Genomic DNA, 26619 nt, shown 5'->3' with positions numbered 1-26619 from the left:
CCATGAACGCCAACTTCGCGTCCTTCCTCTATCTGGTTTCCGGCGTCCTGTTCATCATGGCGCTGCGCGGCCTGTCGCATCCGACCACCAGCCGCCAGGGCAACCTCTACGGCATGATCGGCATGGGCATCGCCATCGCCACCACGCTGGCGCTGGCAACTCCGTCGGCCGGCCGTTTCGGCCTGATCGTGCTTGGCCTTGCCATCGGCGGCGGCGTCGGCGCCATCACCGCGCGCCGCATCGCCATGACCTCGATGCCGCAGCTGGTCGCCGCCTTCCACTCGCTGGTCGGCCTTGCCGCCGTCATGGTGGCCGCCGCGGCCATCTATGCGCCGGAAAGCTTCGGCATCGGTACGGCTGGCGACATCCATGCCCAGGCCCTGATCGAGATGAGCCTTGGCGTCGCCATCGGCGCCATCACCTTCACCGGCTCTGTCATCGCCTTCCTGAAGCTCGACGGACGCATGTCGGGCAAGCCGATCATGATCGGCGGCCGCCACTTCATCAACGCCGCCCTTGGCATCGCTCTGATCGTGCTGATCGTGCTTCTGGTCACGACGGAATCGAAGCTGGTGTTCTGGCTGATCGTCGCGGCATCGCTGGTGCTGGGTATCCTGCTCATCATTCCGATCGGCGGCGCCGACATGCCGGTCGTCGTCTCGATGCTCAACTCCTATTCCGGCTGGGCAGCGGCCGCCCTTGGCTTCACGCTCGGCAACCTTGCGCTGATCATCACCGGCGCGCTGGTCGGCTCGTCCGGCGCGATCCTGTCCTACATCATGTGCAAGGGCATGAACCGCTCGTTCATCTCGGTCATCCTTGGCGGCTTCGGCGGCGAGACGGCGGCGGCGGCCGACGACGGCATCGAGCGTACGGTCAAGCAGGGTTCGGCCGACGATGCGGCCTATTTGATGATGAACGCCCAAAAAGTCATCATCGTGCCGGGCTACGGCATGGCGGTGGCCCAGGCACAGCATGCGCTGCGCGAGATGGCCGACAAGCTCAAGGCCAACGGTGTCGACGTCAAGTACGCCATTCATCCTGTCGCAGGCCGCATGCCTGGCCACATGAACGTGCTCTTGGCCGAGGCTAACGTGCCCTACGACGAGGTGTTCGAGCTCGAGGACATCAACTCCGAATTCGCGCAGGCCGATGTCGCCTATGTCATCGGTGCCAACGACGTCACCAACCCGTCCGCCCGCGACGACAAGTCCTCGCCGATCTACGGCATGCCGATCCTCGACGTCGACAAGGCCCGCACCTGCCTGTTCGTCAAGCGCTCGCTCGGCTCCGGCTATGCCGGCATCGACAACACGCTGTTCTACAAGGACGGCACCATGATGCTGCTCGGCGACGCCAAGAAGATGACCGAGGAGATCGTCAAGGCCATGGATCACTGATCAGGGGATCAGCGCAGAGACACTCCAAGAAACGCCCGGCTTCGCGCCGGGCTTTTTCTTGGCTTGACGGCGGTTTCGGGGCTACGATGACGAATGCCCGTCCCGTCGACGGGATTGTCGTCAACGGAGACGTTGGTGCCCGACCCCATCGCATCGCAGGCCACCCCAAAAGCGCCGCGCAAGCTCAGCCAGGCGGTGGTGATAGTGCATGGCATGGGCGAACAGCGGCCCATGGATACGCTGCGGGGCTTTGTTCAGGCGGTCTGGAGCCATGACCCCGCCCGTGCGCCGTTTTATGCCCATGTCGCCGATCCGGCCGACCTCGCTGGCGCGAAGATCAACCAGAGCTGGATCACACCCGACAGCCGAACAAATTCGTACGAACTTCGCCGCATCACAACGCCTTACGATGTCGATGGCCGTCGCACCGATTTCTACGAGCTTTACTGGGCCGACATCACGCAAGGCACGACACGGGGCCGGCTCGCGGCCTGGGTGACGAACCTGCTGTGGCGCAAGCCCGCCTACATTCCGCGCGACGCCCGCAAGCTCTATCTCGTCACCCTTCTTGCCGTCATCGTCGTCCTGTGCGCGACGCTGGCGCTCGCGACGTCGGTTTGGCAAGGCTACATGTCCTGGGCCGCCGGCGTGCTCGTCACGATCCTGGCCTCGTTCGTTATCTGGTCGGTCGACCGGTTCGGCCTTCCCTATTTCGGCGATGTCGCCGCCTATGTGCGTGCGGAAGCGGCGACGGTCGAGAAGCGCGCGCTGATCCGCGAGCGCGGCCTCAGGCTGCTGAAGCGCCTGATGTTGGACGATACCTACGACCGGATCGTGCTCGTCTCGCACAGTCTGGGGTCGATGATCGCCTATGATCTCTTGCAGATATTGTGGGCCGATTTCAGGCCCCGAAAACTGGAGGCCATCCGCGACAAGGCCAAATTGAAGGCGATCCGCGCGATCGACAAGGCGACGCTCAGTTCCGACGGTTCCGCGTGGCCCAATAGGCTAGACGACCTCGCCGGTTTGCAGCGTGATCAGTGGGAGCTCTACCGACAGCTGCGCACGAAAGACGCCGACCATCCGCTGCCGTGGAAGATCAGCGATTTCGTCACGCTCGGCAGCCCGCTGACCCACAGCGAGTTTCTGGTGACGTATGACCTCGCCGAGTTCCAGCGCGGCATCGCGGAGCGCCTGTTCTCAGCCTGTCCGCCAATCGCCGAAGGGGCCACAGCCGGAGGCACTATCCTCTATCAGGAAGGGCGCAGTCCGTCAGGCAAACCGGAACGGGCGGTGCATCATGGCGCGGTGTTTGCCGCAACGCGATGGACCAACATCTTCGACAGGGGCAATGGCTGGCTGACCGGCGACCCGATTTCCGGACCGATGACCGAGAATTTCGGCCCCGGCGTGGAGAACGTCCAGGTCGAGCTGCGCGGCTCCCTCGGCCGCATCTTCACGCACACGCTCTATTGGTCGCTGGCGGCAACCGGCGTCGAGGTCGCCGCGTCGGCCGGCGTTTTGCCGCGCACGCATCTTGCCGTGCTGCGCGACGCTGTGGATCTTGGCCGTAAGCTGGAGCCGAGCCAAGCGCCGACGAATGCCAAACGATAAGAACAGAGAGATCCCACCGCGCTGCATGGCAATTCAAACAGAAATCCACTCCGGGCTTGGCCCGGAGTGGATTGATTTGCTTCGGCCCCAGAATCAGCGGCCGGTCAGAAACACCGCCTCCTCGTCGTCGCGCTGCCTGCCGCCGAGGGCCGCCGCAGCACTTGCGATGAAGGCACCGATGGCCAGCGACAGCGCACCAAGCAGCGCAAAGGTCGCGCTTCCCTTCCTGGCGGTGTCGGCAGCCTGCTGCGCCTTGACCTTGGCGTCCTGAGCCTTGGCAAGGATCGCGTCGACCCGCGCCTTGGCATCTGCCTCCGAAAGGCCGGTGCGGGCAGCGACCAGTTGCGTCAGATAGGTCTTGTCGTCGGCCGAAATCTCGCCTGCCGCAGCGCCAGTGATCAGGATGCGCGAGGCTTGCCCGACCGCGGCGGCATCGCTCTCTGTATTGGTCGCCGCAAGCTTGCTTGCATCGGCCGGGCGGAACAGCGAATCCACCAGATACGATGTCGCATTGTCGGTCGAAACACCGCCGGCGGAAGCACCCGCCGACGCGCCCATGGCGGCACCCGAAGCGACGGTCGAGACCGCCTGCACGCCTGACCCCAGCGCAGCGGAGAGGGCCGAGCCAAGCACCCCGACGACGAGCAAGGTGGCCAACGCCCAGGCGAGGAAGCCGTGGGCGGTGTCGCGGAAATAGACCTCGTCGGTATGGATGCCGACCCATTTGGTGCGCAGGCGCCCTGCAAGGTAGCCGCCGACACCGGAGGACAACCATTGCACGACGATCAGCCAGATCGCGGTGGACACCGCGAAGGTGGTGACCGACGCGCCTGAGCCCGACCAGGGTGACACCATGGTGAGACCTAGCCCTGAGCCGAGCAGCATCAGGATCAAGGTCAATGTCGAGGCCGTGAAGGCACCGGCGATGATCGGTCCCCAGCTGACGGCAGGAGTGGAGGATTCAGTGGAAGCGGAAACGTCGACAGCCGATAGGGTGGACTGCATGAATTTCCCCCTACCGTACGAAAAGCATGATCAGAATGATGATTGGAATCGGGATTCCAAGTAGCCAGAGCAAGATACCGCGTCCCATGAAGGCCTCCTGTGAGAAATTGTGATCGATACTGTCACAATGTCCCTCGGGAACTTCCGTTCCGGCGGGTTATGAAATGATTTTGTTTGCCTCGGATGGAACAAATTGGCGCGCCGCAGCGCGCCAATGCCGGAGATCAATATCCAGGGAGATCAAATATCCAGGTTGGCGACCGACAGCGCGTTGTCCTGGATGAATTCGCGCCGGGGCTCGACCTCGTCGCCCATCAGCCGCGAGAACAGACTGTCCGCGTCGGTGGCGTCGTTGACCTTGACCTGCAGCAGCGAGCGCACGTTCGGGTCGAGCGTGGTCTCCCAGAGCTGCTCGGCGTTCATCTCGCCGAGACCCTTGTAGCGCTGCATGGTCAGGCCCTTGCGGCCGGTCGCAAAGACCGCGTTCAGCAGCGCCAGCGGCCCCGAGATGGTTTCGGCGACATCTTTGCGGCGCAGCACCGGCGGCGTCCCGTAGACCTCGCTCAGGCGCTGTGCGTAGCGGTCGAGCTGACGGGCATCGGCCGAGTTGATCAGCGCCAGGTCGAGATGCGCGTATTCCTTGACGCTGCGCACCGTACGCTCGAACACATAGCCGCCCACGCCTTCGTTCGAAGTCGACATGCGGCCGGTCCAGCCGCGCTCGGTGTCCTCGGCGATGATGTCGAGGCGTTTTGCAATCCGCTCCGCCATGGCATCGGCGCGGCCGAGATCTGTGAAGACGTCGGGGTTGAGCCCGCCGGCGATCGCCGCCTGTTCGACCACGCCTCTGTTGTAGCGTGTGTGCAGCCCGTTGATCAGCTGCCGCACCGCCAGCGCGTCGTCGATGGCGCTGCGCAGGTCCTGTCCGGTGCGAACTTCGCCCGAGCCCAGAGAAAGCGATGCTTCTTCGAGCCCCGAGCCGATCAGGAACTCCTCGAAGGCGCTCTCGTCCTTGATGTATTGCGAGCTCTTGCCGCGCGTCACTTTGTAGAGCGGCGGCTGGGCGATGTAGAGATGGCCGCGCTCGATCAGTTCCGGCATCTGCCGGAAGAAGAAGGTGAGCAGCAAGGTGCGGATGTGGGCGCCGTCGACGTCGGCGTCGGTCATCAGGATGATCTTGTGGTAGCGCAGCTTGTCGGCGTTGAACTCGTCCTTGCCGATCGAGGTGCCGAGCGCGGTGATCAGCGTGCCGATCATGTCGGAGCCGAGCATACGGTCAAAGCGGGCCCGTTCGACATTGAGGATCTTGCCGCGCAGCGGCAGGATCGCCTGGTTCTGGCGCGAACGGCCGCCCTTGGCCGAGCCGCCGGCGGAATCGCCCTCGACGATGAAGATTTCGGATTTCGCCGGGTCGCGTTCCTGGCAGTCGGCCAGCTTGCCGGGCAGCGAGGTGACGCCGAGCGAGCTCTTGCGGGTGATGTCGCGCGCCTTGCGCGCGGCTTCACGCGCCGCCGCGGCCTGGATCACCTTCTCGATGACCACCTTGCCCTCGCTCGGGTGTTCTTCCAGCCAGGTGCCGAGCGCTTCGTTGACAAGCCCTTCGACAACCGGACGGACTTCCGACGAGACCAGCTTGTCCTTGGTCTGCGACGAGAACTTTGGATCGGGAACCTTGACCGACAGCACCGCTGTCAGGCCTTCGCGGCAGTCGTCGCCGATCAGCGAGACCTTTTCCTTCTTGGTCAGGCCCGAGGAATCGCCATAGCCGGTGATCTGACGGGTCAGCGCACCGCGGAAACCGGCCAGATGGGTGCCGCCGTCGCGCTGCGGGATGTTGTTGGTGAAGGCCAGCACGTTCTCGTGGTAGCTGTCGTTCCACCACATCGCCACTTCGACGGTGATGCCGTCGCGCTCGGCCTTGATGGCGACCGGCTTGTCGATCAGCGGTTTCTTGACGCGGTCGAGATATTTGACGAACTCTTCCAGCCCGCCATCATAATGCAGCTCGTGGCGCACGATGTCGGCATGGCGGGCATCGGTCAAAACGATGCGCACGCCGGAATTGAGGAAGGCGAGTTCGCGCAGCCGGTGTTCCAGCGTGCCGAAGTCGAATTCGACCATGGTGAAGGTTTCGGCCGACGGGAAGAAGGTGATCTCGCTGCCGCTGCGCCCTTCGTAGGTGCCGGCAACCTTGTGCTGTTCGTAGGTGCCGGTGGCCTTCAGCGGTGCGTCGGCATTGCCGTGCGTGAAGCTCATCTCGAAGATCTGGCCGTTGCGGCGGATCTTCAATTTCAGCCATGCCGAAAGCGCGTTGACCACCGAGACGCCGACGCCATGCAGTCCGCCCGACACCTTGTAGGAATTCTGGTCGAACTTGCCGCCGGCATGCAGCTGCGTCATGATCACTTCGGCCGCGGAAATGCCTTCGCCGGTGTGGATATCGGTCGGAATGCCGCGGCCATTGTCGATCACGGTGACCGAACCATCGGGGTTGAGCGTTACCGTGACGAGGTCGGCATGACCGGCCAGGGCCTCGTCAATAGCGTTGTCGACCACCTCGTAGACCATGTGATGCAGGCCGGAACCGTCGTCGGTGTCGCCGATATACATGCCGGGGCGTTTGCGGACAGCATCCAACCCCTTCAAAACCTTGATGGAATCGGCGCCGTATTCGGCTTCAGCGCCGTTGTTGTTGTCGATCTGATCGCTCATGAAAACCTGTTGTCTGGATGCCGCTTGCACGGTGCTGAAAATCGGCACCGAATCGCGCCTCTGATATTGTCTAGATATAGGCGCTAAAGGCGGTTTTTCCAAGGTTTGCAGGCATTTCCGGGGTGAATCCCGAGCAGGCAGCCGGCTATTTTTTTCGAGCGCCGGATTTGGCGAGAAGGCTGCGCAAATGTTTGATCATGAATTTGTCTCCGGGCGCCAGGCGCCCCGTGCGGTCGAGCTCCAGCGTTAGGTTGAGCGCCGTGGTCAGCGCGGCCTTCGGATCCCTCGCCACATAGGCATAGGCGACGTAGGCGCGCGCCAGATCGATTTGCCAGATCGCATTGTTCGGATCGGACTGGGCCAATTTCTGGGCAATAGCGAGGCTGGCCTCGAAGGCCGCCTTGGAACCCTCAAAGTGACGTCGGTCGGTTTCCAGATACCCGATCTTCTGCAGGGTGATCGAAATATCGCGTTGCCAGTTCAAATTGGCAGAATCCAGCTTGGCCAGCCGGTCGGCAATAGCAAGGCTGTCCTGATAGTTTTGCAGGGCGCCGCTGGCATTGCCTTGCACCCTAAGCACCTCGGCGACCCGCTCGAGGCACACCGACAGGTCGCGCTGCCAGTCCGTGTTGCCGGGATCGATGGCGGCAAGGTCGCGCGCCGTGGCCAGCGCCTGCTGGTGGGCCTCCAGCGCGAGCGGCCAATCCTTCTGGTCGCTGTAAGCATTGCCGATTTTGGAGTAACCAATCGACAGGTCGCGCTTCAAGTCGGTATTGTTAGGGTCGCGGCGCGCCAAGTCTTCGGCGATCGCCTGGCTCTTGTTGAAGGCTACGAGCGCACCGGCGGCGTCGCCGCGCTCCCGCAGCAGATCACCGATCTTGGTTTGGCTGACTGAGACAGCGCGTTGGCGCCGCGTGTCATCGGGCTTGTTCTCGGCCAGCGCCAGCCGAATTCTCAGGCTCTCTTCCAACGCTGTCTGGGCGCCATCCAACTGACCGGCAGTACGGGCAAGGTCGCCGATTTCGTCATAGGTGATTGTCAGATCATTGAGCAGATCGGCGCGGCCCGGCTCAGCATCGGCCAACTGCTGCTTGATCGAGAGGCTTTGCTGATAGGCTTGGGCCGCGGCGCGCACATCGCCTTGCGTCGCCAGAACGTTGCCGATCTTGTCGTTGGCCATGGCAAGATCACCGAGCCAGTCCTTCTTGTCCGGCACATTTATGGTCAGGTCCTGCAGCATCTCCCTGGCCGCCTCATAGTTTTCCAGGGAGGTTGGCAGGTCGCCTTGCGCCATCCTTGTGTTGGCGAGCTTGATATGGCTGATGGCGAGATCGCGCTTGACGCTGGGATCGGTTTCCTGAAGCGACCGCTGCTCGAGGTTGGCCAACAGTGCGGAAAAGGCGCGGCCGGCCGCCTCGACATTGCCAACCGTCGTATAGAGGGTACCGAGTTCCTCCAGCGTGCGGCTCTGGCGGTCGGCCTGTTCCAGGCTGAGCGAGGTCTGCCCGGCCTCGCCATAGAGTGCCAGCACCGATTCATAGTCGCTGATGGCCGTGGCGTAGTCGAGGTCGGCACGCGCCGCACCACCTGAGAGAAAACGCGTCGCGGCTTCGGAAAGCGTGCGGCCGACGAAGTTGGCCTTCAGCGCGTTGCGCGAGGTTTTGTCGATGTCGGCGGCCTTGGCGAGGATCGCGCGTGCGCCATCGAAGGCGCCTAGCGACAGCTGCTCCTCGGCCTGCCGGCGCAGGTCAGTCACTTGCGGATCGTCGGAGGCGAGCGTTTTCATTTCGCTGCGCACTTTGACGAAGGCGTCGGCCGCCTCGCGCAGCCTGGCATTCAGGCTGTCCGCCGACAAATGGCTGGCATCGGAACCGATCAGCGCGCCATAGAGCGGAGCCAGCGGCATGTCGGCATCGCTGGCGATCTGCTCGACCTCGCCCCGCATGTCCGGCGTCACGTCGGCCATGGCGAGCAGCAGGCGTTCGCGCTCCGGCAGCTGTTCCTTGGCCGCCGCGGCAAAGAACAGTTTGGGCAGGCCGCTCTCGACGTAAGGCAGCTGTTTTCCGCGCGACAGGTCATAGACCTCCTGCTGCACCAAAGTCAGCACCGAGCGGATCTCGAGACCGTCGGTGCCGAGATATTTGGTCAGTGCCGTCGTAAACGGCGAATTCTGGCCGGTTCCGTCGGCAGCCGTCTCGCCGGGGGCGGCCGAGAAGGCGAACAGGATATTTTCCGCGCGGCCAATCCGGCCAAGTCCCGGCTTGACCTTGTCGGCAACATCCTTTGCCAGTGAGGTCGCGCCGCGCCCTTCGCTGCTGCTTCCCGAGAAGGGATCGCTGCGGCAGGCGTCGAGCACGATCAGCCCGACCCTTGCGGTGGCGGCGACCGTGTCGCGCACCTCCTCCAGCGGCAGGCTGGTCTTCTGCAGCGCATCGAGCGAAGAGGCGTCGGCATCGATCGGCAGCAGCCGGTTGTCGCCTGAGATTTCGACGCCATGGCCGGAGAAGTAGACCAGCGCCACGTCGGCGCCTTTCGCATCCTCGCGAAAATCGTCGAGCGCGCGGCGCATGCGTCGGAGATCGCGGTTGGTTTCGAGAACGACCTCGAAGCCGAGCTTCTTCAGCGACGCTTCCATCGCCTCGCCGTCATTGATGGGATTGGCGAGCGGCCGGACCAGACGGTAGTCGTCATCGGCAATGACCAGCGCCACGCGCCGCTCCGCCACCGCGGTGGCGGTGGTCGTAAGCGTCAGCAGCAAGGCAAACAGCAAGCGCAAGTCGAACCGCCCCCGGCGCAGTCGTTCGCCAACCATTCCACCTCTTTATGGCGCGAGCAAGCCGGGCTTTGGGCCGAAAACCGGCTCCTTCAGGCTGCCCGCATCGGCTTCAGGGCTTCACTCCAGCGCAACAGCTCGTCCAGCATGGTCGTGGTTGCGCCCTGCACCTGCTCGCTGGCCCGGAAAGAGGCGTCATGATCGAGCAGTTTCTGATAGAGCGGCAAGGAAACCCCTTCGGAGATTGGCATTACGCCCACCGCAGTCAGCAGCGGCTTGAGCGCTTGCGCCGCGCGCAGGCCGCCGGAGACGCCACCATAGCTGAAGATGGCGGCGGGTTTGTATTTCCACTCGCGTGCGAGATAGTCGATCGCGTTGATGATCGCCGGAGCGGCGAAATAATTGTATTCCGGCGCCACGAAGACGAAGGCATCGGCGGCATCGATCGCCTTCGACCAGGCCTTGGTGTGGTCGTTCTGATAGTTGCCGAGCTTGGGGTGATGCGGCTCGTCCAGAACCGGCAGATTGAACGCGGCAATGTCGGTCAGCACCGGGTCGAATTTCCCGTGCTCGCGCGCGAATGCCTCCAGCCATTCGGCGAAAACCGGTCCGGCTCGGCCGGGCCGCGTGCTGCCGATGATGATGTTCAACTGGTGCTTCAAGGCGGGCTCCTTCGATGGGCAGTATCTGTTGGTGACTGCGACCTACGGCAGAGCAGCGCTGCGGACAAGGCGGCAGCTCAAGGGGAACGGTCACAATTGGCTGAACAGACTGTCCGCCTTCGCATTTCAGGCTGCGCTTCGGTCACATGGACGCCTGGATTGCCAGCCACTACATTGAGATATCAGCGGAGCACCCGATGGACGTCCAGCCCGCCCCCTTCGTTCCCCCGGCGCCAAAGCCGCGCACGACGCCGCCCTCGACGCTGGAGATGATCCGCATCGTCTACCGCAATCCGCTCGAACTGTGGGGCGAGCATACCTACAACCAGCCCTGGATTTCGGTTAATGGCATTGGTGGACATCTGGTCGTTGCCAACGATCCCGGCCTCATCCGCCACGTGCTGGTCGACAACGCCAAGAACTACAAGATGGCGACGGTGCGCCAGAAGATCCTGCGGCCGATCCTGCGCGACGGCCTGCTGACCGCCGAGGGCGAGGTCTGGAAGCGTTCGCGCAAGGCCATGGCGCCGGTGTTCACGCCGCGCCACATCTTCGGCTTCGCCGAGCCGATGCTCAGGCGCACGCAAGAGTTCGTCGCCCGCTACGAGGGTGGCGGCACGTCCGACATCGCCCATGACATGACGCTGCTCACCTATGACATCTTGGCCGAGACGCTGTTTTCCGGCGAGATCGCTGGCCAGCCGGGCAGTTTTGCCAATGAGATCGACCGGCTGTTCGAGACCATGGGCCGCGTCGATCCGCTCGACCTGTTGCGCGCCCCCGATTGGCTGCCACGGCTCACCCGCATCCGTGGTCGCAAGACCATGGCCTATTTCCGCAAGATCGTCACCGACACGGTCAAGATGCGCGAACAGAAATTCAAGCGCGACCCCGATGCCGTCCCACAGGATTTCCTGACTCTCCTGCTCAAGGCCGAGGGGCCCGACGGGCTGACGCGGGCCGAGGTCGAGGACAACATCATCACCTTCATCGGCGCCGGCCACGAGACCACGGCGCGTGCACTCGGCTGGACGCTTTATTGTCTCGCGGAATCGCCATGGGAGCGCGACAGGGTCGAGCAGGAGATAGACCGGGTGCTGGCGCGCGAGCCCGATCCGACGAAATGGCTCGATGCCATGCCGTTCACGCGTGCGGCTTTCGACGAGGCGCTCAGGCTCTATCCGCCGGCGCCGTCGATCAATCGCGAGCCGATCGAGCCGGAAATGTGGAAGGATCTTTACATCCCGAAATACGCTGCGGTGCTGGTCATGCCATGGGTCGTCCATCGCCACAGGAAGTTGTGGGACCGCCCTGACGCCTTTATGCCGGAGCGCTTCCACCCGGGAAACCGCGAGAAGATCGATCGCTTCCAGTATCTGCCGTTTGGCGCGGGCCCACGCGTCTGCATCGGTGCCAGCTTCGCCATGCAGGAGGCGATCATCGCGCTCGCCATCATGCTGTCGCGCTTCCGCTTCGACACCACGGCCGAGACGAAACCCTGGCCGGTCCAGAAGCTGACCACGCAGCCGCAAGGCGGTTTGCCGATGCAGGTCACGCCGCGCTAGGGATGCACTGACTTATGCTGCGGGCTTGCGCTGCTGGAACTGGCCGGCGGCGCGGAAGCGCCAGAGGTAGCTGGGCAGGATCGTGGCGATCGATTGCGGCTGGATGCCAAGCCCGGCCAATGTCCGGTTGGTTTTGGCCGCCGCGTCCGAAACGATGTTATGCTCGCGCAGCTGCATCACCTGGTCCTTGGTCAGCAGCGGATTGGGTAGGAGCCCGAGGATCGAGGCCTGCATATTCGCCACCCACCACGGCACCGGCACCAGCAGGCGCTTGCGTTCGGTCACGTCTAGCAGTTCTTCCATGCACTCCTTGAAGGTCAGCACCTTGGGGCCGCCAAGTTCGTAGATCTGGCCGCTATCGACCTTGCCGTCGACCGAGCGCGCCACGGCTTCGGCGACGTCGCCCACATAGACCGGCTGGAACTTGGTCTGCCCGCCGCCGATCAGCGGCAGCACCGGCGAATAGCGCGCCATGTTGGCGAAGCGGTTGAAGAAGCTGTCCTCCGGTCCGAAAATGATCGACGGCCGGAAGATCACTGCGTCCCTGATCGTCTCCAGGACGGCCTTTTCGCCAAGCGCCTTGGTGCGTGCGTAGTCCGATCCGGAGTCTAGATCGGCACCAAGCGCCGAAATATGGGTGAGGCCTGCGCCGACGGCGCGCGCCGCTTCGGCCACCGCGCGGGCGCCGAACTCATGCACTGTGGAGAATTTCTGCCGGCCGCTCTGATGCAGGATCGCGACAAGATTGACGACATGGTCGGCACCTTGCACGGCGCGGTCGACCGACCAGCGGACGCGCACATTGGCCTGCACCGGCTGGATCTGGCCGACATTGCCGAGAGGCTGCAGGTGACCGGCGAGATCAGGCCGCCGGCAGGCAACCCGGATGCGATAGCCGCGTTTGGCCAGCGCGCGCACGACATGGCGGCCGACAAAGCCTGAGCCGCCAAAGACGACGACGAGCTTTGGGGTCTGCAGGATTTCGGTCATGGCTGGCTCCGGCGCTCGCAAGCTTGGCTGAAGCCGTTTCATAATCCGTTTCGCGCCAAAGGCAAAGGGCGACGCGTGGTCGCTGCCGCCCTTGTTTCGATCTGTTAGAACGCCTTGCCGATGCGGGCGTCGACTGAGTGGCGGTTGCCGCCACGAATAACGAAGAAGAGCAGGATCGCGGCCCACAGAAGCGACTTCTCGGCACCCGAAAAGCCCTGGCTCATCGTGACCCAGTGGAACCAGACCGTGACCAGCAGCACGAACAGGCCAGCAAAGGCGGCCGGCCGCGTCAAAAGGCCGATGGCAATGAAGATGCCGCCGAAGAATTCCGTGCAGGCCAGAAGCAACGACCACAAGGCGCCGGGATAGAAGCCGAGGCCCTCGACCATCTCGGCGGCGCCGAAAGGGTTGGTGATCTTCTGCGAGCCATGCATGGTGAGAAACGCACCGGCGACGACGCGAAGAACGGTTTCCGCGCCATCATGCAAGGCCGCGTAAAACCTGCCTAGGATCGGGATGACAAGGCCGTTGCGGGAATTGTCCGTGCTTGCCGACATTTATGACTCCTCTGTTTGCTGATCGGCGCAGAGACGGCCGATCGGACCGCTCGAAGTCAAATAAACAAAAGTTGACCAAAATACGAATGTTTATAACGAGGCATGCAAAACACAGAAAACCCCGCCGCAGCGGGGTTTTCCGGGTGACATCATGCGAAGCCAGGGGCCGACGGAGCGGCCTGACCTGAGACGGTATCAGGAGGGCGTGAAGCAAGTACGCCCACCCCAGCCCTGGACATCCGACATGGTGCCGCCAACCTTCTTGCAGGCCGCGATGAAATCGGCGCTGCAGTTGGCGAATTTTGCATGGCCGTTCTTGCAGTAATGATCCTCGGTGGCGCCGCCGCTCGGAGCGGTGATGACGCCGGGCGCCGACGGCTTGACCGGCGCGGCCTTCAAGGAGGCAGCCTGTGTGGCGCCCATGAACGAGCCGAGAAGAAGGACGGCGGTCAGCATGGTGAGCTTGGTGTTGGTCATGGCAATTTCCTTTTGATTTGGGTGGGTTTTCGAGGCGCAAAGGGACATCCCCTGCGTGAAACAGGCTTTCGCTTTCGGTTTGCTGTTCCCCTCGGTGTGGATCGGGCAAGCTCGCCTTGCCCTGGACATAGCTGGGTCGCTGCGATGCGCTGAAAGGTTCAGCAGCACGCAAAGAAAATTTGCACCGCAGCTCGCCTTGGGCGGGCAGTCTTCAGATAACTAGCTGATAAATAAGCGGATTATTCAGGAAGAATAACGTGCGGCGAATTCGGAAATGCGCTGCACCACCGCCTTTGGCGCGGTGATGCCCCGCGCCTGTGCCTTCTCGGCGGCTTCGGCCCGGGCACGCCCTGGCACATGCACGCCGAAGCGCCGCCGCAGCCGGTCGAGCTGGTCCTTCATGCGCTGCTCGAAATCGGGATCGAGCAGCTTGGGCTCGACGGCAAGCACGAACAGCCCGGTTCCTGGACTGTCCGGCCCGCCGGTGAACCATGGCGCGTCGAGCGACCAGTTGGCGCCCGACAGGCCCGCCGCCAGCACTTCGACCATCAGCGCGATGTTGGCGCCGCGCTGGCCGCCGAAGGCAAGCATGGCGCCCTTCATGGCGGCGGCCGGATCGGTGGTCGGGTTGCCGCTGGCATCCAGCGCCCAGCCTTCGGGGATTTTTTTGCCGTCTTCCGCCGCCTTGCGGATGTTGACGAAGGCGGTAGCGCTCGACGACTGGTCGATGACCAGCGGCGCGCCGTCGGCGGCAGGTGCTGCAAACGACATCGGGTTGGTGCAGTAGACCGGCTTGACCGAGCCTGAGCCGGCGAGCACCGCCGGTCCATTGGTGGCGGCGAACGACACCAGACCAAGTTCTGCCAGCCTGCCGGTGAAGTAGCCGAGCGCGCCGCATGTATAGGCGTTCTTCTGCGAGAAGATGGCGACACCGAACAGCTTTGCCGCCTTGGCGAGGTCGTCGATGGTGCGGTCGAAGCCGGTATGCGCCAGCCCGCCGCGCGCGTCGGAGAGATAGACCGCCAGCGCCGGCCGGGTGATCACCGGGTCGGCATTGCCGTCGATGCGTCCGGCTTCGAGCGCCTCGAGATAATCGATGAAATGCGACAGCCCGACGGTCGAAAGCCCTTCCGACTCGGCGGCGATGATCGAGGCGGTGAGCGATTGCGCCGCTTCCTCATTGGCGCCGGCGCCAAGCGCCGCCATCCGGCAAAGTCCTTTTGCCTGGTCGAGACTGAGTTGCATCATGGCTGCCTCTAAGCGAGTAGGGAGTGGTGGCTAGTGAATAGAGGATGCGGCGCGCCGCTTCTACCCGCTATTCGCTCCTCGCTAGCCGATCTTGTTGGGGATCCGCGCCTCGATCCTGCTGAAGGCGAAGACCAGAATGCCGGTGATCGTCATGTAGATCAGCGCCAGCAGCAGCAAGGGTTCGTAGGTCAGGTAGGTGTCCTGCCGCACCTTGGACGAAACGGCGAAGATATCGATGACGCTGATCGTTGCCACCAACGGCGTCGACTTCAATTGCAGCACGGTTTCACCGGTCAGCGTCGGCAGCGCACGATAGAACGCTTGTGGCAGCCAGATGCGCCGAAATGTCTTCCAGCGGGTCATGCCGAAGGCGCGGGCGGCCTCGAGCTGGCCCTTGGGAACGCCGGCAAAGGCGCCGCGCATCACCTCGCCCTCATACCCGGCGAAAGACAAGGTCAATGCCAGCACGCCATAAGGCCAGGCTTGCCGCAGATACGGCCACATCCAGGATTCGCGGATCCACGGATATTGCGGAAACAGCGAGCCCAGGCCGTAATAGAGCAGCCACAGCTGGATCAGCAGCGGCGTGCCCCGGATCACCGTGCAGAAGACCTTGGCCGGTGCGGCGAACCAGAAGGAGCCGGTCGCCTGCGCCAGCCCCAGCGGCACGGCGAGCAGGAAGCCCAGCACGCAGGTGACGGCCAGGATCCACAGCGAGCGCCAGATGCCCAGCAATCCCATTTCATAATACTGCGGCAGCCAGTCCCACCGCATGAAAAAGGTGGCCCCCAGGACCAGCCCCAACGCCACAAGGATCAGCACAATGCGGTGCGGCTGCAACCACAGCGACGTTCGCGCGACGATATTGATGATGGCCGTTTCACCGGTCATCAGCGCGCCTCCTTGAGCGAAGGCATGCCGCGCCGCGACCAGGCCTCGATACGGCCGATGATCAGATTGGAAAACAGCGACAGCAGCAGATAGAGCACGCCGGCTGCGAAAAAGAAGGTGAAATAGGCTTTGGTGACGCCCGCGGCCTGCCGCGTTGCCAGCGCCAGTTCATAGAAGCCGACGACCGCCAGCAGCGCGGTGTCCTTGGTGGCGATCAGCCAGAGATTGGCGAGGCCCGGTATGGCGAAGGGCAGCATGGCCGGCAAGGTGATGCGCCGCAGCAGTAGGCCGGGAGACATTCCATAGGCGCGGGCGGCTTCGATCTGGCCTTGCGGAATGGCCAGGATCGCGCCGCGTATCACTTCGGTCGAATAGGCCCCCTGGACAAATCCGAGCACGGCGATGCCGGCGGCAAGGCCGCTGATGTCGACGCGCTGATAACCCATTGCCGTCAGCGCCTGGTTGATCAGGTCGGTTCCGGCATAATACAGCAGCAGGATCAGCACCAGTTCGGGCACGGCGCGCACGATGGTGGTGTAGACGGCCAGGAGATCGCGTACCACCGGCCCGCCATAGAGCTTGCCATAGGCGCCACCGGTGCCGATCAGAAGGCCGAGGCACGTGGCGCCCAGCGCGATCTCGATCGAATGAAGCAATCCAACCAAGAGAGCTCCGCCCCAGCCCGGCGGGTAGGGCGAGAGAAGGTCGATGATGCCGGCCGCGGAGGCCGAAAGAAGTGCGTCGATCAGCGTCGTCCCCGAATTGCTGGCGTCAGCCGCTGTCAATTCTCGTCAGCGGAAAGCGTGCGTGGACAGGTTCCGGCGAAACCGCACGGCGCGATGCCGTGCGGTTTGCTCATGCGTGGACGACGTCAGTTCGACTGCGTCGGGCCGCCGTAAATGTCGAAATCGAAGTACTTCTTCGAGATTTCGTCATACTTGCCGTTGGCTCGGATCGCCTTGATGCCGGCGTTGATCTTGTCCTTCAGCTCGGTGTCTTCCTTGCGCACGCCGGCGCCGACGCCCGGTCCGAGCACTTCATCGTCCGGAGCCACCATGCCCTTGAGGTCGCAGCACGCCTTGCCCTGATCCGACTTGAGGAATTCGCCAAGCGCGATGGAATCGGCCTGCACCGCGTCGAGACGGCCGGCGGCAAGATCGTTGTTGGCCTCGTCCTGGGTCTGGTATTCCTTGATCTCGGCCGCCTCGGTGAAGTGCTTTTTGGCGTAGACGGCATGCACGGTCGAGACCTGAACCCCGACCACCTTGCCCTTGAGGTCCGCGGGCGCGGGCCCGAATTTCTGGTCCTTGGGACCGATGATCGCGGTTGGCGTGTTGTAATATTTGTCGGAGAAGTCGATCGTCTTCTGGCGCTCGGCGGTGATCGACATCGAGCTGGCGATGACATCGATCTTCTTTGTCGTCAGCGCCGGGATGATGCCGTCCCAGGCAACCGGGGTGATGACGCAGTCGAGCTTCTCTTCGGCGCAGACGGCGTCGATGAAATCGATCTCCCAGCCAACCCACTTGCCCGAAGCATCCGGCGAGGTGAAGGGTGGATAGGGCTCGGCGGCGACGCCGATCTTGACCGGATCGGCCTTGGCCGCGCCCATGGCGGCGACGCCCAGCAGCAGCGCTGCGGCAAATGTCTTCAGAACCGTCTTCATTTCACGACTCCCAGTTTGTTGTTGGTTCCCGGTTTTCTTCCGTCTCGGCCTGTCCTAGCCGATGTTGCGGATGAACTGTTTGAGCCTTTCGGATCTGGGCGCGCCGAAGATCTGCTCCGGCGGTCCTTCTTCCTCGACCAATCCATTGTAGAGATAGACGACATGCGTCGCGACCTCGCGGGCGAACTTCATCTCGTGGGTGACCAGCACCATGGTGCGGCCTTCGCGCGCCAGGTCGCCGATCACCTTCAGCACTTCACCGACCAGTTCGGGATCGAGCGCCGAAGTCGGCTCGTCGAACAGCATGACGCGCGGATTGATGGCCAGCGCCCGGGCGATCGCGGCACGCTGCTGCTGGCCGCCCGACAGATAGGCCGGATAGACGTCGCGCTTTTCGGCCAGGCCGACGCGGGCGAGCAGCTTCTCAGCCTCGCGGATCGCCACATCGCGCTGGACGCCAAGCACATGCACGGGAACCTCGATGACGTTCTCGATCAGCGTCATGTGGCTCCACAGGTTGAAGTTCTGGAACACCATGCCGAGCTTGGAGCGGATGCGCTCGATCTGCTTGCGGTCGGCCGGAACCGTGTGGCCGTAACTGTCGGCTCTCAGCTTGATCTCCTCGCCATTGACGCGGATGATGCCGCTGGTCGGGTTCTCCAGGCAGTTGATGCAGCGCAGCAATGTCGATTTGCCCGAGCCCGAGCCGCCGATAATGGCGATGACCTCGCCGTCGCGGGCCGACAGCGAGACGCCTTTCAGCACATGCAGCTCACCGAACCGCTTGTGCAGGTTCTCGACATGGATGGCTTCGGCGGCGCCGCCCTGCGCCGTGTGTTTCAGTACGGGGACGGCGCTTTGCGCCATCATCCCTTCGACGCTCCGAGGAGTGGTCGAGCCCGTCGCTGCTGGATTCTTTTACCCATTACCCGTCACTGGACAGAGTTCCCGTTCTCAAGATGGACCGTTCCGCTTGCCTCCGTCAACCATGGTTTTTGGACTATTGATCACGGCTTGCCGTAGTGGTTAGTGGCGGCAACGGACGTGTCGGGAGAATTGAGTGAGCAAATCTTACGGGTCGCAGTCCATGGCCGGACCGCTGAAACGCGTGCTTATGCGGTCCGCCGCCAGCGCCATGCGTGATGCCAGGGCGCAGGAGTGGCACTACGGCCCGGGCTTCGAACCGGGAAGAGCCGCTGCCCAGCATGAGCGATTGACGCAGCTGGTTTCTGCCTCCGGCGCAGAGGTCGAATGGCTGACGGATGCCAACGACGGGCTGGCCGATTCGGTCTTCACTCATGATCCTTCGCTGATGACCGATCACGGCGCGATCATTCTTGCCATGGGCAAGGCGCTGCGCCGGACCGAGCCCGGCCTGCACGAAGCAGCCTACAAGCGCCTGGGCATTCCCATCCTCGGCCGCATCGATGATCCGGGCCAGGTGGAAGGCGGCGACTGCGTCTGGGTGGATGCGAACACGCTGGCCGTCGGCCGTGGCGTGCGGACCAACCAGGATGGCATCCAGCAGCTTGCCAACCTGCTGTCACCAAAGGGTATTTCGGTTTTTGGCTTCGATCTGCCACTCTGGCACGGCGAAGAGGCCTGCCTGCACTTGATGTCGGTGATCAGTCCGCTCGCCGACGATCTCGCGCTGGTCTACGCGCCTCTGCTGCCCGTGGCCTTCTACCAGATGCTGAAGGGGCGCGGCATCACGTTGGTCGAGGGCGATGCAGATGAGTTCCATGCTTCCAACGGGCTCAGCCTCAATGTGCTGCCGACTGCGCCGCGCCAGGTGATCGCCGTCGCCGGCTTCCCCAGGACGGCGGCTGCCATGCAGGCGGCCGGCTGCACGGTTTCCATCTTCGAGGCGGATGCGCTGTGCATCGCTTGCGAGGGTGGCCCGACCTGCCTGACGCGACCGGTGCTGCGCCAATGACCACCATTGGGACCACGACTGGGATCACCCCTGGGAACACCATTGGGACGACTGTCGGCGAGGCGCTCATTTCGCTGCTCGAAGCCCATGGCGTCGACACGGTCTTCGGCATTCCCGGCGTGCACACGGTCGAACTTTACCGGGGGCTGGCGCGCTCGAAGATCCGCCACGTCACGCCGCGCCACGAGCAGGGCGCCGGCTTCATGGCCGACGGCTATGCACGCGCCAGCGGCAGGCCGGGCGTCGCCTTCGTCATCACCGGACCGGGGCTCACCAACACCATCACCGCCATGGGACAGGCGCGTGCCGATTCGGTGCCGATGCTGGTGATCTCAGGTGTCAACGCCACGCCGACGCTCGGCAAGGGCCTGGGCCATCTGCATGAACTGCCCGACCAGCGCGGCATGATGGAGAAGGTGGCGCTGTCTTCGCAGCGGGTCACCGACGCCAGTGAATTGCCTGGCGCACTGGCGCAGGCCTTCGCGCTGTTTTCATCGGCCCGGCCCGGTCCGGTGCATATCGAAATCCCGACCGACGTCATGGTCAAGCCGGCGGATGGCATCACCGCCATGCTGAGCAATGCAGCACCGCCCACGCCGTCCGGCGCGGCAATTGCCAGCGCGGCCAAACTCATCGCCGCCGCGCGCGCTCCTTTGATCCTGGCCGGCGGCGGCGCCAAACGCGCCGAAGCGCCATTGCGGCGTCTGGCCGAACAGCTTGGGGCGCCGGTCGTCGAGACAGCCAATGCGCGCGGCCTCCTGCATGCCCATCCGCTCTGCGTGCCGGCCAGTCCAAGTCTCAAGGCAGTACGGGCGCTGATGGCGCAAGCGGACCTGGTCATTGCCGCCGGCACCGAATTCGGCCCCACCGACTATGACGGCTACAGCGATGGCGGGTTCGTCCTGCCCGCCAATCTGATCCGCATCGATATCGGCGCGGACCAATTGGCCCGCCGTCCGGCGACGGTTTCGATTCAAGCCGATTGCGCCGAGGCGCTCGAAGCGCTGCTGCCGGAAATCAGCCATGTCCCGGCAAGCGAGGGCGGCCCGTCGCGCGCTGCTGCTGCACGAGAGGCAGCCTTTGCCGAGATCAGTCCGACGATGCAGTTGCAGGTGCGCGCCGTGGAAGTGATCCGCGACGCACTACCGGGCGCGCTCATCGTCGGCGATTCGACGCAGCCGATCTATGCCGCCAATCTCTACTACGACCATGATCGCCCCGGCGGCTGGTTCAATGCCGCCACCGGCTTCGGCGCGCTCGGCTACGGCCCGCCGGCGGCGATCGGAGCCGCCCTTGCCGTGCCCGATGCGCCGGTCGTCTGCCTCACGGGGGATGGCGGCTTCCAGTTCACGCTACCGGAACTGGGCGCAGCACTTGATGCCCAGGCAGCGGTCATCTTCGTCGTCTGGAACAATCGGGGCTACCGCGAGATCGAAACCTCGATGCTCGATGTCGGCGTCGAGCCGGTCGGCGTGTCGCCGGCGCCGCCGGATTTCTGCAAGCTGGCCGAAGCCTACGGCCTTGGCGCCGAACGGCTTGCCGATATCGACGCCTTGGCGGACGCGTTGAAACGCGCCCGGGCAACCGGACAGCCGCGCGTCATCGAAATCACTGTCGACTGAAGAGTGGCGGCGCAACGTGCTTCATGTGCCTCAGCCGGCATGGACCCGGCTGGCCGACAGGCCGACGCATGCAAAGACGCAACAACTGCCATGTCGAGATATCAGTTGAGTGATGGTGCGAAAGGCGCGACGCTCTGCGTCTGGCGGCGCAACAAGCGACACAATCAAAAAAATAACAGGAGCGGTCCAGGATGACGGAAACACTTGAAGGCAGGCACATTGTCGTGACCGGAGGCACCGGGGCGCTCGGTGGTGCGGTCGTCGGCAAACTGCTGAGTGAGGGCGCGATTTGCCATGTGCCCAATGCCCATGCCGCGGCGCCCGGGCATTTCCCCTTTGCCGAGCACGACCGCGTCAAGCTGGTGCACAATGTCGATCTCTCGGACTCCGCCAAGGTTGAGGCGTTCTACAGCCAGGTTCCAGGTTTGTGGGGCTCGATCCACCTGGCCGGCGGCTTCACCGCGGCACCGGTGGAAAAGATCGAGTCGGCATCCTTTGCCGAGATGATGGACACCAACGCACGCACCGCCTTCCTGTGCTGCCGTGCGGCAGTGCGCTCGATGCTGGCGTCGGACATTGCGGGCCGAATCGTCAATGTCACGGCGCGCGCCGGGCTCGACCCGCGGCGCGGCAGCGGCATGGTTGCCTACGCCGCCAGCAAGGCCGCGGTAGCGGCGATGACTGTGGCGATGGCCGAGGAGTTGAAAGGCAAGGGCATCCTGGTCAATGCCGTGGCGCCATCGACGCTCGATACGCCGGCAAACCGCGCCGATATGCCGGATGCCGACGTCACCAGATGGGTCAGTCTCGAAGCGGCCGCCGAAGCCATCGCCTATCTCGCCTCGCCAGCCAATCAGGCGATGAGCGGAACGCTGGTGCCGCTCTACGGAAGGGCCTGAGCAGAAACCGTCGAAACAGGGCAGGTGGCGTCCGATCCATCGGCGTTGCGGTAGCTGTAAAGCCGCAGCGGCGAGGAAGCATCCGTCGGACACTCCTTGAGCCACGATGGCGGGTGGCCCTCCATCAGCGCTGCCGCGAAGGGATAGGTGGTTTCGAGATCTGGCGACGGTGGGCCTCTCCACCCGCAAAGGGCGACATGCGTCGCCTTGGACGCATCGAGAAACGAGCGCGGGTCGGCGGTCGAGGGATCAAGGAAGCGATAGCTCCGTTCGATCCCTTGAGCCGACGGGTGATTGGGGATTGTCACCACCTTGGGACCTTCGGCAAGAGCGAGAAAATGCGCTCCGATCAACGGTGGCGTCAGAACGACGGCGCCTGCCGGCCAACCCTGTCGCGGCTCAATGTGCCTGAGATCGCAACTGTCGGCGAACTCGGCGGCTGGAATGGCTGCCTGCGATGGTCTTGCCGACAGCTGGTAAAGCGCCATCGCCGTGGACAGAACCAGACCGGGCAGGATCAACGCGTATCTTGGCGATGCCACCGGCACGCGTGATTTCAAACAGCGCCCCAGTCCCGCATCCGGTGGCAGGAAACTCGCCAGCACGAAGGTCAGACCGATGCCGGAAAAAACCGGAAGATAGCGAAAGTAGCGGAAGTAGCCGATCGCCAGCGCCAGCGAGAGCAGCGAGAACAGCGCCAGGATGATGAGCGGCCGGCTTCGGCTCCGCCGATTGAGGCAGATGACTGCCGGCGCGAGCGCGCCGACGAACAGCAACGCCATGCTGGGAAAGCTGTCCGACAAAACGAAATCGGGGCGCCGGAACAGGCTCAGTTCCTGAGGGATCCTGTTGAGCATGTTGTCGCGTACATAGGCGTCGAGCGAAGCATAAGGGCCGGCCAGGCATTGCGGGAACGACATCGCCAGCACCGCCGCGCTGGCCGCCGCGAACACCAGCAAGATTGACGTCCGCGTCGCCCATCCGCCGCGCCGGCCGACAAGCAAAGGCACCACGGCAAATGAAAGCCCGGCCGCGACGAGTGCCGTCACATGCGGCGTGGAATAGGTATCGCATCTGATGGCGGAATAGGCTGAAGGCGGCACGATCGCGGCGAACAGGCCGACCCCGCCCAGGGCCAATGCCAGCCCGAAGCCAGCGATCCTGTCGGCACCCCGTTCGCGGCCGAAGATCCAGTCAAAGGCATAGACCGCCATCACCAGCGCATAGAACGGCGCGAACTCGGCGCTGATGGCAAGCGCCAAGGCCGCCAGTAGCCCGTTGATGAAGGCAGCGAAGCGGTTCTGCGACAACATCAAGACCAGGGCCGCGAGCAGAAGCAGTATTTGCAGATTGTGGTAGTCGATCCGTCCCGGGGCATATTCGAAAAAGCTGCGTGCGGCAAAGATCAGAGCCAGCGGCAATGCAACGGCCGGGTTGGCAAAGCCCACTGCGATCACCAGCCGATTGTAGAAATAGAGCGCGGGCGCAAGCAGCAGCAGCGGCACGGCAAAGCTTGCCATCGTCAGCGCCGGCTCGAAGCCGGCAAACGGCATCAGCAGACGCGCGAAGGCGGCATAGGGCAGGTCCACTATCCATGGCCAATGCGAGACATAAGGCTCTGGCTGGGCAACACCGGGCAGCATCCGGTCGAAGATGTTGCCCGTTTCAAGCAAGGTGCGGACTTCATGCAGTTTGACCAGGTCGTCCACGTCGCCGTTGAGCTGGAAGCCCAGGGACCAGAGGACGGCCATCAAGATCGCCATTCCGCAAAAGCAGAACAAGGCCGGTGACCCGATGTAGAGACGCGGCAACCACGAAGAGCCCGTAGCGGGACAATCGTCGTCATTGCGCATGGAAAGCCTCTCCTCGGATTACTGGCAAATACCCGAGGAAGTTTATCTTACCGTAAAGAAAAACCCCGCCGGATCGCTCCGGCGGGGTTTGAACTGACCACCGCGCAAGGCGGTGGGGGCAGATGACTTAGCTGCCCTGCTTCTTCAGCGCGGCACCCAGGATGTCGCCCAGCGAAGCGCCGGAGTCGGTCGAGCCGTACTGGGCGACCGCTTCCTTCTCTTCGGCGATTTCCAGCGCCTTGATCGAGACCTGCAGCTTGCGGGTCTTCTTGTCGAAGGCGATGACGCGCGCGTCGACCTTCTGGCCGACGGTGAAGCGCTCGGGGCGCTGCTCGTCGCGGTCACGGCTCAGATCGGAGCGCTTGATGAAGGTCTCGATGCCGCTGTCGACCAGCCGCACTTCCAGACCGCCATCCTTGACGCCGATGACTTCGCAGGTGACGACCGCGTTCTTGCGCAGTTCGCCGCTCGTCGCTGCTTCGCCGACCGTATCCTTGGCCAGCTGCTTGATGCCGAGCGAGATGCGCTCCTTGTCGATGTCGACGTCGAGCACCTGCGCCTTGACCATGTCGCCGCGATTGTACTCTTCGATGACCTGCTCGCCCGGACGGGTCCAGTCGAGATCGGAGAGATGGACCATGCCGTCCACATCGCCTTCGAGGCCGATGAACAGGCCGAACTCGGTCTTGTTCTTGACCTCGCCCTCGACCTGGCTGCCGACCGGATGGCTGCTGGCGAAAGCCTGCCACGGATTCTCGAGCGTCTGCTTGAGGCCCAGCGAGATGCGGCGCTTGGCCGGATCGACTTCGAGCACCACCACGTCGACTTCCTGGGTCGTCGACAGGATCTTGCCGGGATGCACGTTCTTCTTCGTCCACGACATTTCCGAAACGTGGATGAGGCCTTCGATGCCCGGCTCCAGTTCGACGAACGCGCCGTAGTCGGTAATGTTGGTGACGGTACCCTTGATCTTCTTGCCGATCGGGAACTTGGTGCCGATCTCGGACCACGGATCGCTCTCGAGCTGCTTCATGCCGAGCGAGATGCGGTGGGTTTCCTGGTTGATGCGGATAATCTGCACCTTGACCGTCTGACCGATGTTGAGGATTTCGGTCGGATGGTTGACGCGGCGCCATGCCATGTCGGTGACATGCAGCAGGCCGTCGATGCCGCCGAGGTCGACGAACGCACCGTAGTCGGTGATGTTCTTGACGACGCCTTCGACAACCTGGCCTTCTTCGAGGTTCTGCACGATTTCCGAACGCTGTTCGGCGCGGCTTTCTTCGAGCACGGTGCGGCGCGACACCACGATGTTGCCGCGGCGGCGATCCATCTTGAGGATCTCGAAGGGCTGCGGGTTGTGCATCAGCGGGGAGACGTCGCGGATCGGGCGGATATCGACCTGGCTGCGCGGCAGGAAGGCCACGGCGCCGTCGAGGTCGACGGTGAAGCCGCCCTTGACCTGGTTGAAGATGACGCCTTCGACGCGCTCACCCTTGGTGAACTTCTCTTCGAGACGGACCCAGCTCTCTTCGCGGCGGGCCTTCTCACGGCTGAGCATCGCTTCGCCAAGCGCGTTCTCGATGCGCTCGACATAGACTTCGACGGTGTCACCGACCTTGAGGGTGGTGTCCTTGCCCTTGACGCCGAATTCCTTCAGCGGCACGCGGCCTTCGACCTTGAGGCCGACGTCGATGATGGCCATGTCCTTTTCGATCGCCGTGATCGTGCCCTTGACGACCTGGCCTTCGCCGGAATGACCTGTGGTGAATGATTCTTCGAGCAGGCTCGCGAAATCATCGCGAGTGGGATTTGCAGCTGACATTGTTTCTCCTGGAATGCCCCGCTTCTGTCGCGGGACGGGCGCCGTGGGTTAGCGTTGCGTTGGCCTGCCGGCGTTCCGGGCTACAAAAGCCCTGGGCCGCTCTTTAAGCGGCAATTCCGGCGCATGAAGAATGCTGGCAGGCTGGTTCGTGCCCGATATGGGTATTTTCTTCGCCTCCGACAACGGAAACACGAGGGAAAAACCCGGCTCAGGCCTTGTCTCTCTTGGCCAGCACGTCGTCGATGATCGCCATGGCCGCAAGAAACGCGGCTTCTATAGCCATTTCGCTGGTATCAAGCAAGTGCGCGTCTGCCGCCGGCTTCAAGGGCGAGTCGGCGCGGCCCATGTCGCGCTCGTCGCGGCGCACGATATCGGCGAGGATCTCGGTGAAATCGGCGGTACCGCCGATGCTCTCGATCTCGGCCAGTCGCCGCCGCGCCCGCACCTCGGCGCTCGCCGTTACATAGAGTTTTATGTCGGCGTCGGGGCAGACGACGGTGCCGATGTCGCGGCCGTCGAGGACGGCGCCCGGCGGTGTCGTGGCGAATGCGCGCTGCTTTTCCACCAGGATGCGCCGCACGGTCGGGAAAACCGCGACCTTCGAGGCCGCCTCGCCGACCGCATGCGCCGACAGCACCGCCCGGTCGAGCTTGGCCAGATCGACCTGGCGTGCCGCGGTTTCGGCCGCCGAGACATTGTCGAGCGGCAGCGCGTGCTGGATCAGCGCGTAGGCCACCGCGCGATAGGTAAGGCCGGTGTCGAGCAGGTTCAGCCGGTAATGGTCGGCCAGCCGCCGGGCCAGCGTGCCTTTTCCGGCGCCGGCCGGGCCGTCGATGGCGATGGTGAAGACGTGTGTCATTGGTGGGCTACCGTGACTGAGATCGAAGAGCGCAGCGGTCCAGACAAGCGTTGCATTCCTTCGCG

21 protein-coding genes are annotated in these 26619 nt (G+C 63.6%); 6 read left to right on the top strand and 15 right to left on the bottom strand.

Going from position 1 to position 26619, the window contains the following annotated elements; genetic code table 11:
* Nucleotides 1-2 precede the first annotated feature (2 nt).
* Nucleotides 3-1400: an NAD(P)(+) transhydrogenase (Re/Si-specific) subunit beta gene (locus tag AC1D2G_RS07505; RefSeq protein WP_477412994.1), complete on the top strand. Its 1398-nt coding sequence runs from the start codon at nt 3-5 to the stop codon at nt 1398-1400.
* Nucleotides 1401-1535: 135 nt separating this feature from the next.
* The gene (locus tag AC1D2G_RS07500) at nt 1536-3014 is read left to right on the top strand and encodes a hypothetical protein (RefSeq protein WP_477412992.1); all 1479 of its coding nucleotides are present in this window, start codon (nt 1536-1538) and stop codon (nt 3012-3014) included.
* Between the two features lie 93 nt (nt 3015-3107).
* Here AC1D2G_RS07500 and AC1D2G_RS07495 read toward each other — a convergent pair whose 3' ends face one another.
* The 4 genes from AC1D2G_RS07495 to AC1D2G_RS07480 all read right to left on the bottom strand — a co-directional run bounded on the left by AC1D2G_RS07495 (nt 3108) and on the right by AC1D2G_RS07480 (nt 10166).
* Nucleotides 3108-4019, bottom strand: coding sequence for a hypothetical protein (locus tag AC1D2G_RS07495; protein WP_477412990.1), 912 nt, complete (start codon nt 4017-4019; stop codon nt 3108-3110).
* A 240-nt stretch (nt 4020-4259) separates the two neighbouring features.
* Nucleotides 4260-6731, bottom strand: a complete 2472-nt coding sequence (gyrB, locus tag AC1D2G_RS07490) for a DNA topoisomerase (ATP-hydrolyzing) subunit B (protein WP_477225164.1) — start codon at nt 6729-6731, stop codon at nt 4260-4262.
* Nucleotides 6732-6876: 145 nt separating this feature from the next.
* The gene (locus AC1D2G_RS07485; protein WP_477412988.1) at nt 6877-9543 is read right to left on the bottom strand and encodes a caspase family protein; all 2667 of its coding nucleotides are present in this window, start codon (nt 9541-9543) and stop codon (nt 6877-6879) included.
* A gap of 53 nt (nt 9544-9596) precedes the next feature.
* Nucleotides 9597-10166, bottom strand: a complete 570-nt coding sequence (locus tag AC1D2G_RS07480) for an NADPH-dependent FMN reductase (protein ID WP_477412987.1) — start codon at nt 10164-10166, stop codon at nt 9597-9599.
* Between the two features lie 197 nt (nt 10167-10363).
* On the opposite strand from AC1D2G_RS07480, the gene AC1D2G_RS07475 reads away from it, so the two are divergent.
* Complete coding sequence (locus tag AC1D2G_RS07475) at nt 10364-11731, top strand: cytochrome P450 (RefSeq protein WP_477412985.1); 1368 nt, start codon at nt 10364-10366, stop codon at nt 11729-11731.
* A gap of 12 nt (nt 11732-11743) precedes the next feature.
* On the opposite strand, the gene AC1D2G_RS07470 is transcribed toward AC1D2G_RS07475, so the two are convergent.
* From AC1D2G_RS07470 to AC1D2G_RS07435, 8 genes are all read right to left on the bottom strand, one after another.
* Nucleotides 11744-12721 carry a complex I NDUFA9 subunit family protein gene (locus AC1D2G_RS07470; protein WP_477412983.1) on the bottom strand — a complete coding sequence of 326 codons (978 nt, stop codon included), beginning with the start codon at nt 12719-12721 and terminating at the stop codon, nt 11744-11746.
* Nucleotides 12722-12825: 104 nt separating this feature from the next.
* The gene (locus tag AC1D2G_RS07465; protein ID WP_477412981.1) at nt 12826-13278 is read right to left on the bottom strand and encodes a DoxX family protein; all 453 of its coding nucleotides are present in this window, start codon (nt 13276-13278) and stop codon (nt 12826-12828) included.
* A gap of 195 nt (nt 13279-13473) precedes the next feature.
* Nucleotides 13474-13755, bottom strand: a complete 282-nt coding sequence (locus AC1D2G_RS07460; protein WP_095082943.1) for a hypothetical protein — start codon at nt 13753-13755, stop codon at nt 13474-13476.
* Nucleotides 13756-13998: 243 nt separating this feature from the next.
* A complete protein-coding gene (locus tag AC1D2G_RS07455) occupies nt 13999-15000 on the bottom strand; it encodes an Ldh family oxidoreductase (RefSeq protein ID WP_167392072.1) in 1002 nt (333 codons plus the stop codon).
* A gap of 84 nt (nt 15001-15084) precedes the next feature.
* A complete protein-coding gene (locus AC1D2G_RS07450) occupies nt 15085-15894 on the bottom strand; it encodes an ABC transporter permease (RefSeq protein WP_095082939.1) in 810 nt (269 codons plus the stop codon).
* Complete coding sequence (locus AC1D2G_RS07445) at nt 15894-16607, bottom strand: ABC transporter permease (RefSeq protein WP_477413074.1); 714 nt, start codon at nt 16605-16607, stop codon at nt 15894-15896. The genes AC1D2G_RS07450 and AC1D2G_RS07445 overlap by 1 nt, the downstream gene beginning before the upstream one ends.
* Nucleotides 16608-16765: 158 nt before the next feature.
* Nucleotides 16766-17560, bottom strand: coding sequence for a transporter substrate-binding domain-containing protein (locus tag AC1D2G_RS07440; protein WP_477412979.1), 795 nt, complete (start codon nt 17558-17560; stop codon nt 16766-16768).
* A gap of 54 nt (nt 17561-17614) precedes the next feature.
* Nucleotides 17615-18427: an ABC transporter ATP-binding protein gene (locus AC1D2G_RS07435; RefSeq protein ID WP_477413072.1), complete on the bottom strand. Its 813-nt coding sequence runs from the start codon at nt 18425-18427 to the stop codon at nt 17615-17617.
* Between the two features lie 220 nt (nt 18428-18647).
* Here AC1D2G_RS07435 and AC1D2G_RS07430 point away from each other — a divergent pair, with 220 nt between their 5' ends.
* From AC1D2G_RS07430 to AC1D2G_RS07420, 3 genes are all read left to right on the top strand, one after another.
* On the top strand, nt 18648-19496 hold the full coding sequence (locus AC1D2G_RS07430) for a dimethylarginine dimethylaminohydrolase family protein (RefSeq protein ID WP_477413070.1): 849 nt from the start codon (nt 18648-18650) through the stop codon (nt 19494-19496).
* A complete protein-coding gene (locus tag AC1D2G_RS07425; RefSeq protein ID WP_477412977.1) occupies nt 19493-21118 on the top strand; it encodes a 5-guanidino-2-oxopentanoate decarboxylase in 1626 nt (541 codons plus the stop codon). Before AC1D2G_RS07430 ends, AC1D2G_RS07425 begins: the two co-directional genes overlap by 4 nt.
* 191 nt (nt 21119-21309) lie before the next feature.
* Nucleotides 21310-22017 (top strand): SDR family NAD(P)-dependent oxidoreductase, encoded by a 708-nt coding sequence (locus AC1D2G_RS07420; protein WP_095082930.1) that lies wholly within the window; start codon nt 21310-21312, stop codon nt 22015-22017.
* Here AC1D2G_RS07420 and AC1D2G_RS07415 read toward each other — a convergent pair.
* From AC1D2G_RS07415 to cmk, 3 genes are all read right to left on the bottom strand, one after another.
* Entirely contained in the window at nt 22002-23768 is a 1767-nt protein-coding gene (locus AC1D2G_RS07415; protein ID WP_477412975.1) for a hypothetical protein, read from the bottom strand. The genes AC1D2G_RS07420 and AC1D2G_RS07415 overlap by 16 nt on opposite strands.
* A gap of 229 nt (nt 23769-23997) precedes the next feature.
* Nucleotides 23998-25695, bottom strand: coding sequence for a 30S ribosomal protein S1 (rpsA, locus tag AC1D2G_RS07410; RefSeq protein WP_013528183.1), 1698 nt, complete (start codon nt 25693-25695; stop codon nt 23998-24000).
* Nucleotides 25696-25903: 208 nt separating this feature from the next.
* Entirely contained in the window at nt 25904-26554 is a 651-nt protein-coding gene (gene cmk / locus AC1D2G_RS07405; RefSeq protein WP_477412973.1) for a (d)CMP kinase, read from the bottom strand.
* Nucleotides 26555-26619 lie beyond the last annotated feature (65 nt).

The organism is Mesorhizobium sp. P2_C7 (genome assembly GCF_056404515.1).
The sequence above is the reverse complement of the archived record's forward strand: the minus strand, read 5'-3'. Positions and strand labels throughout refer to the sequence as shown.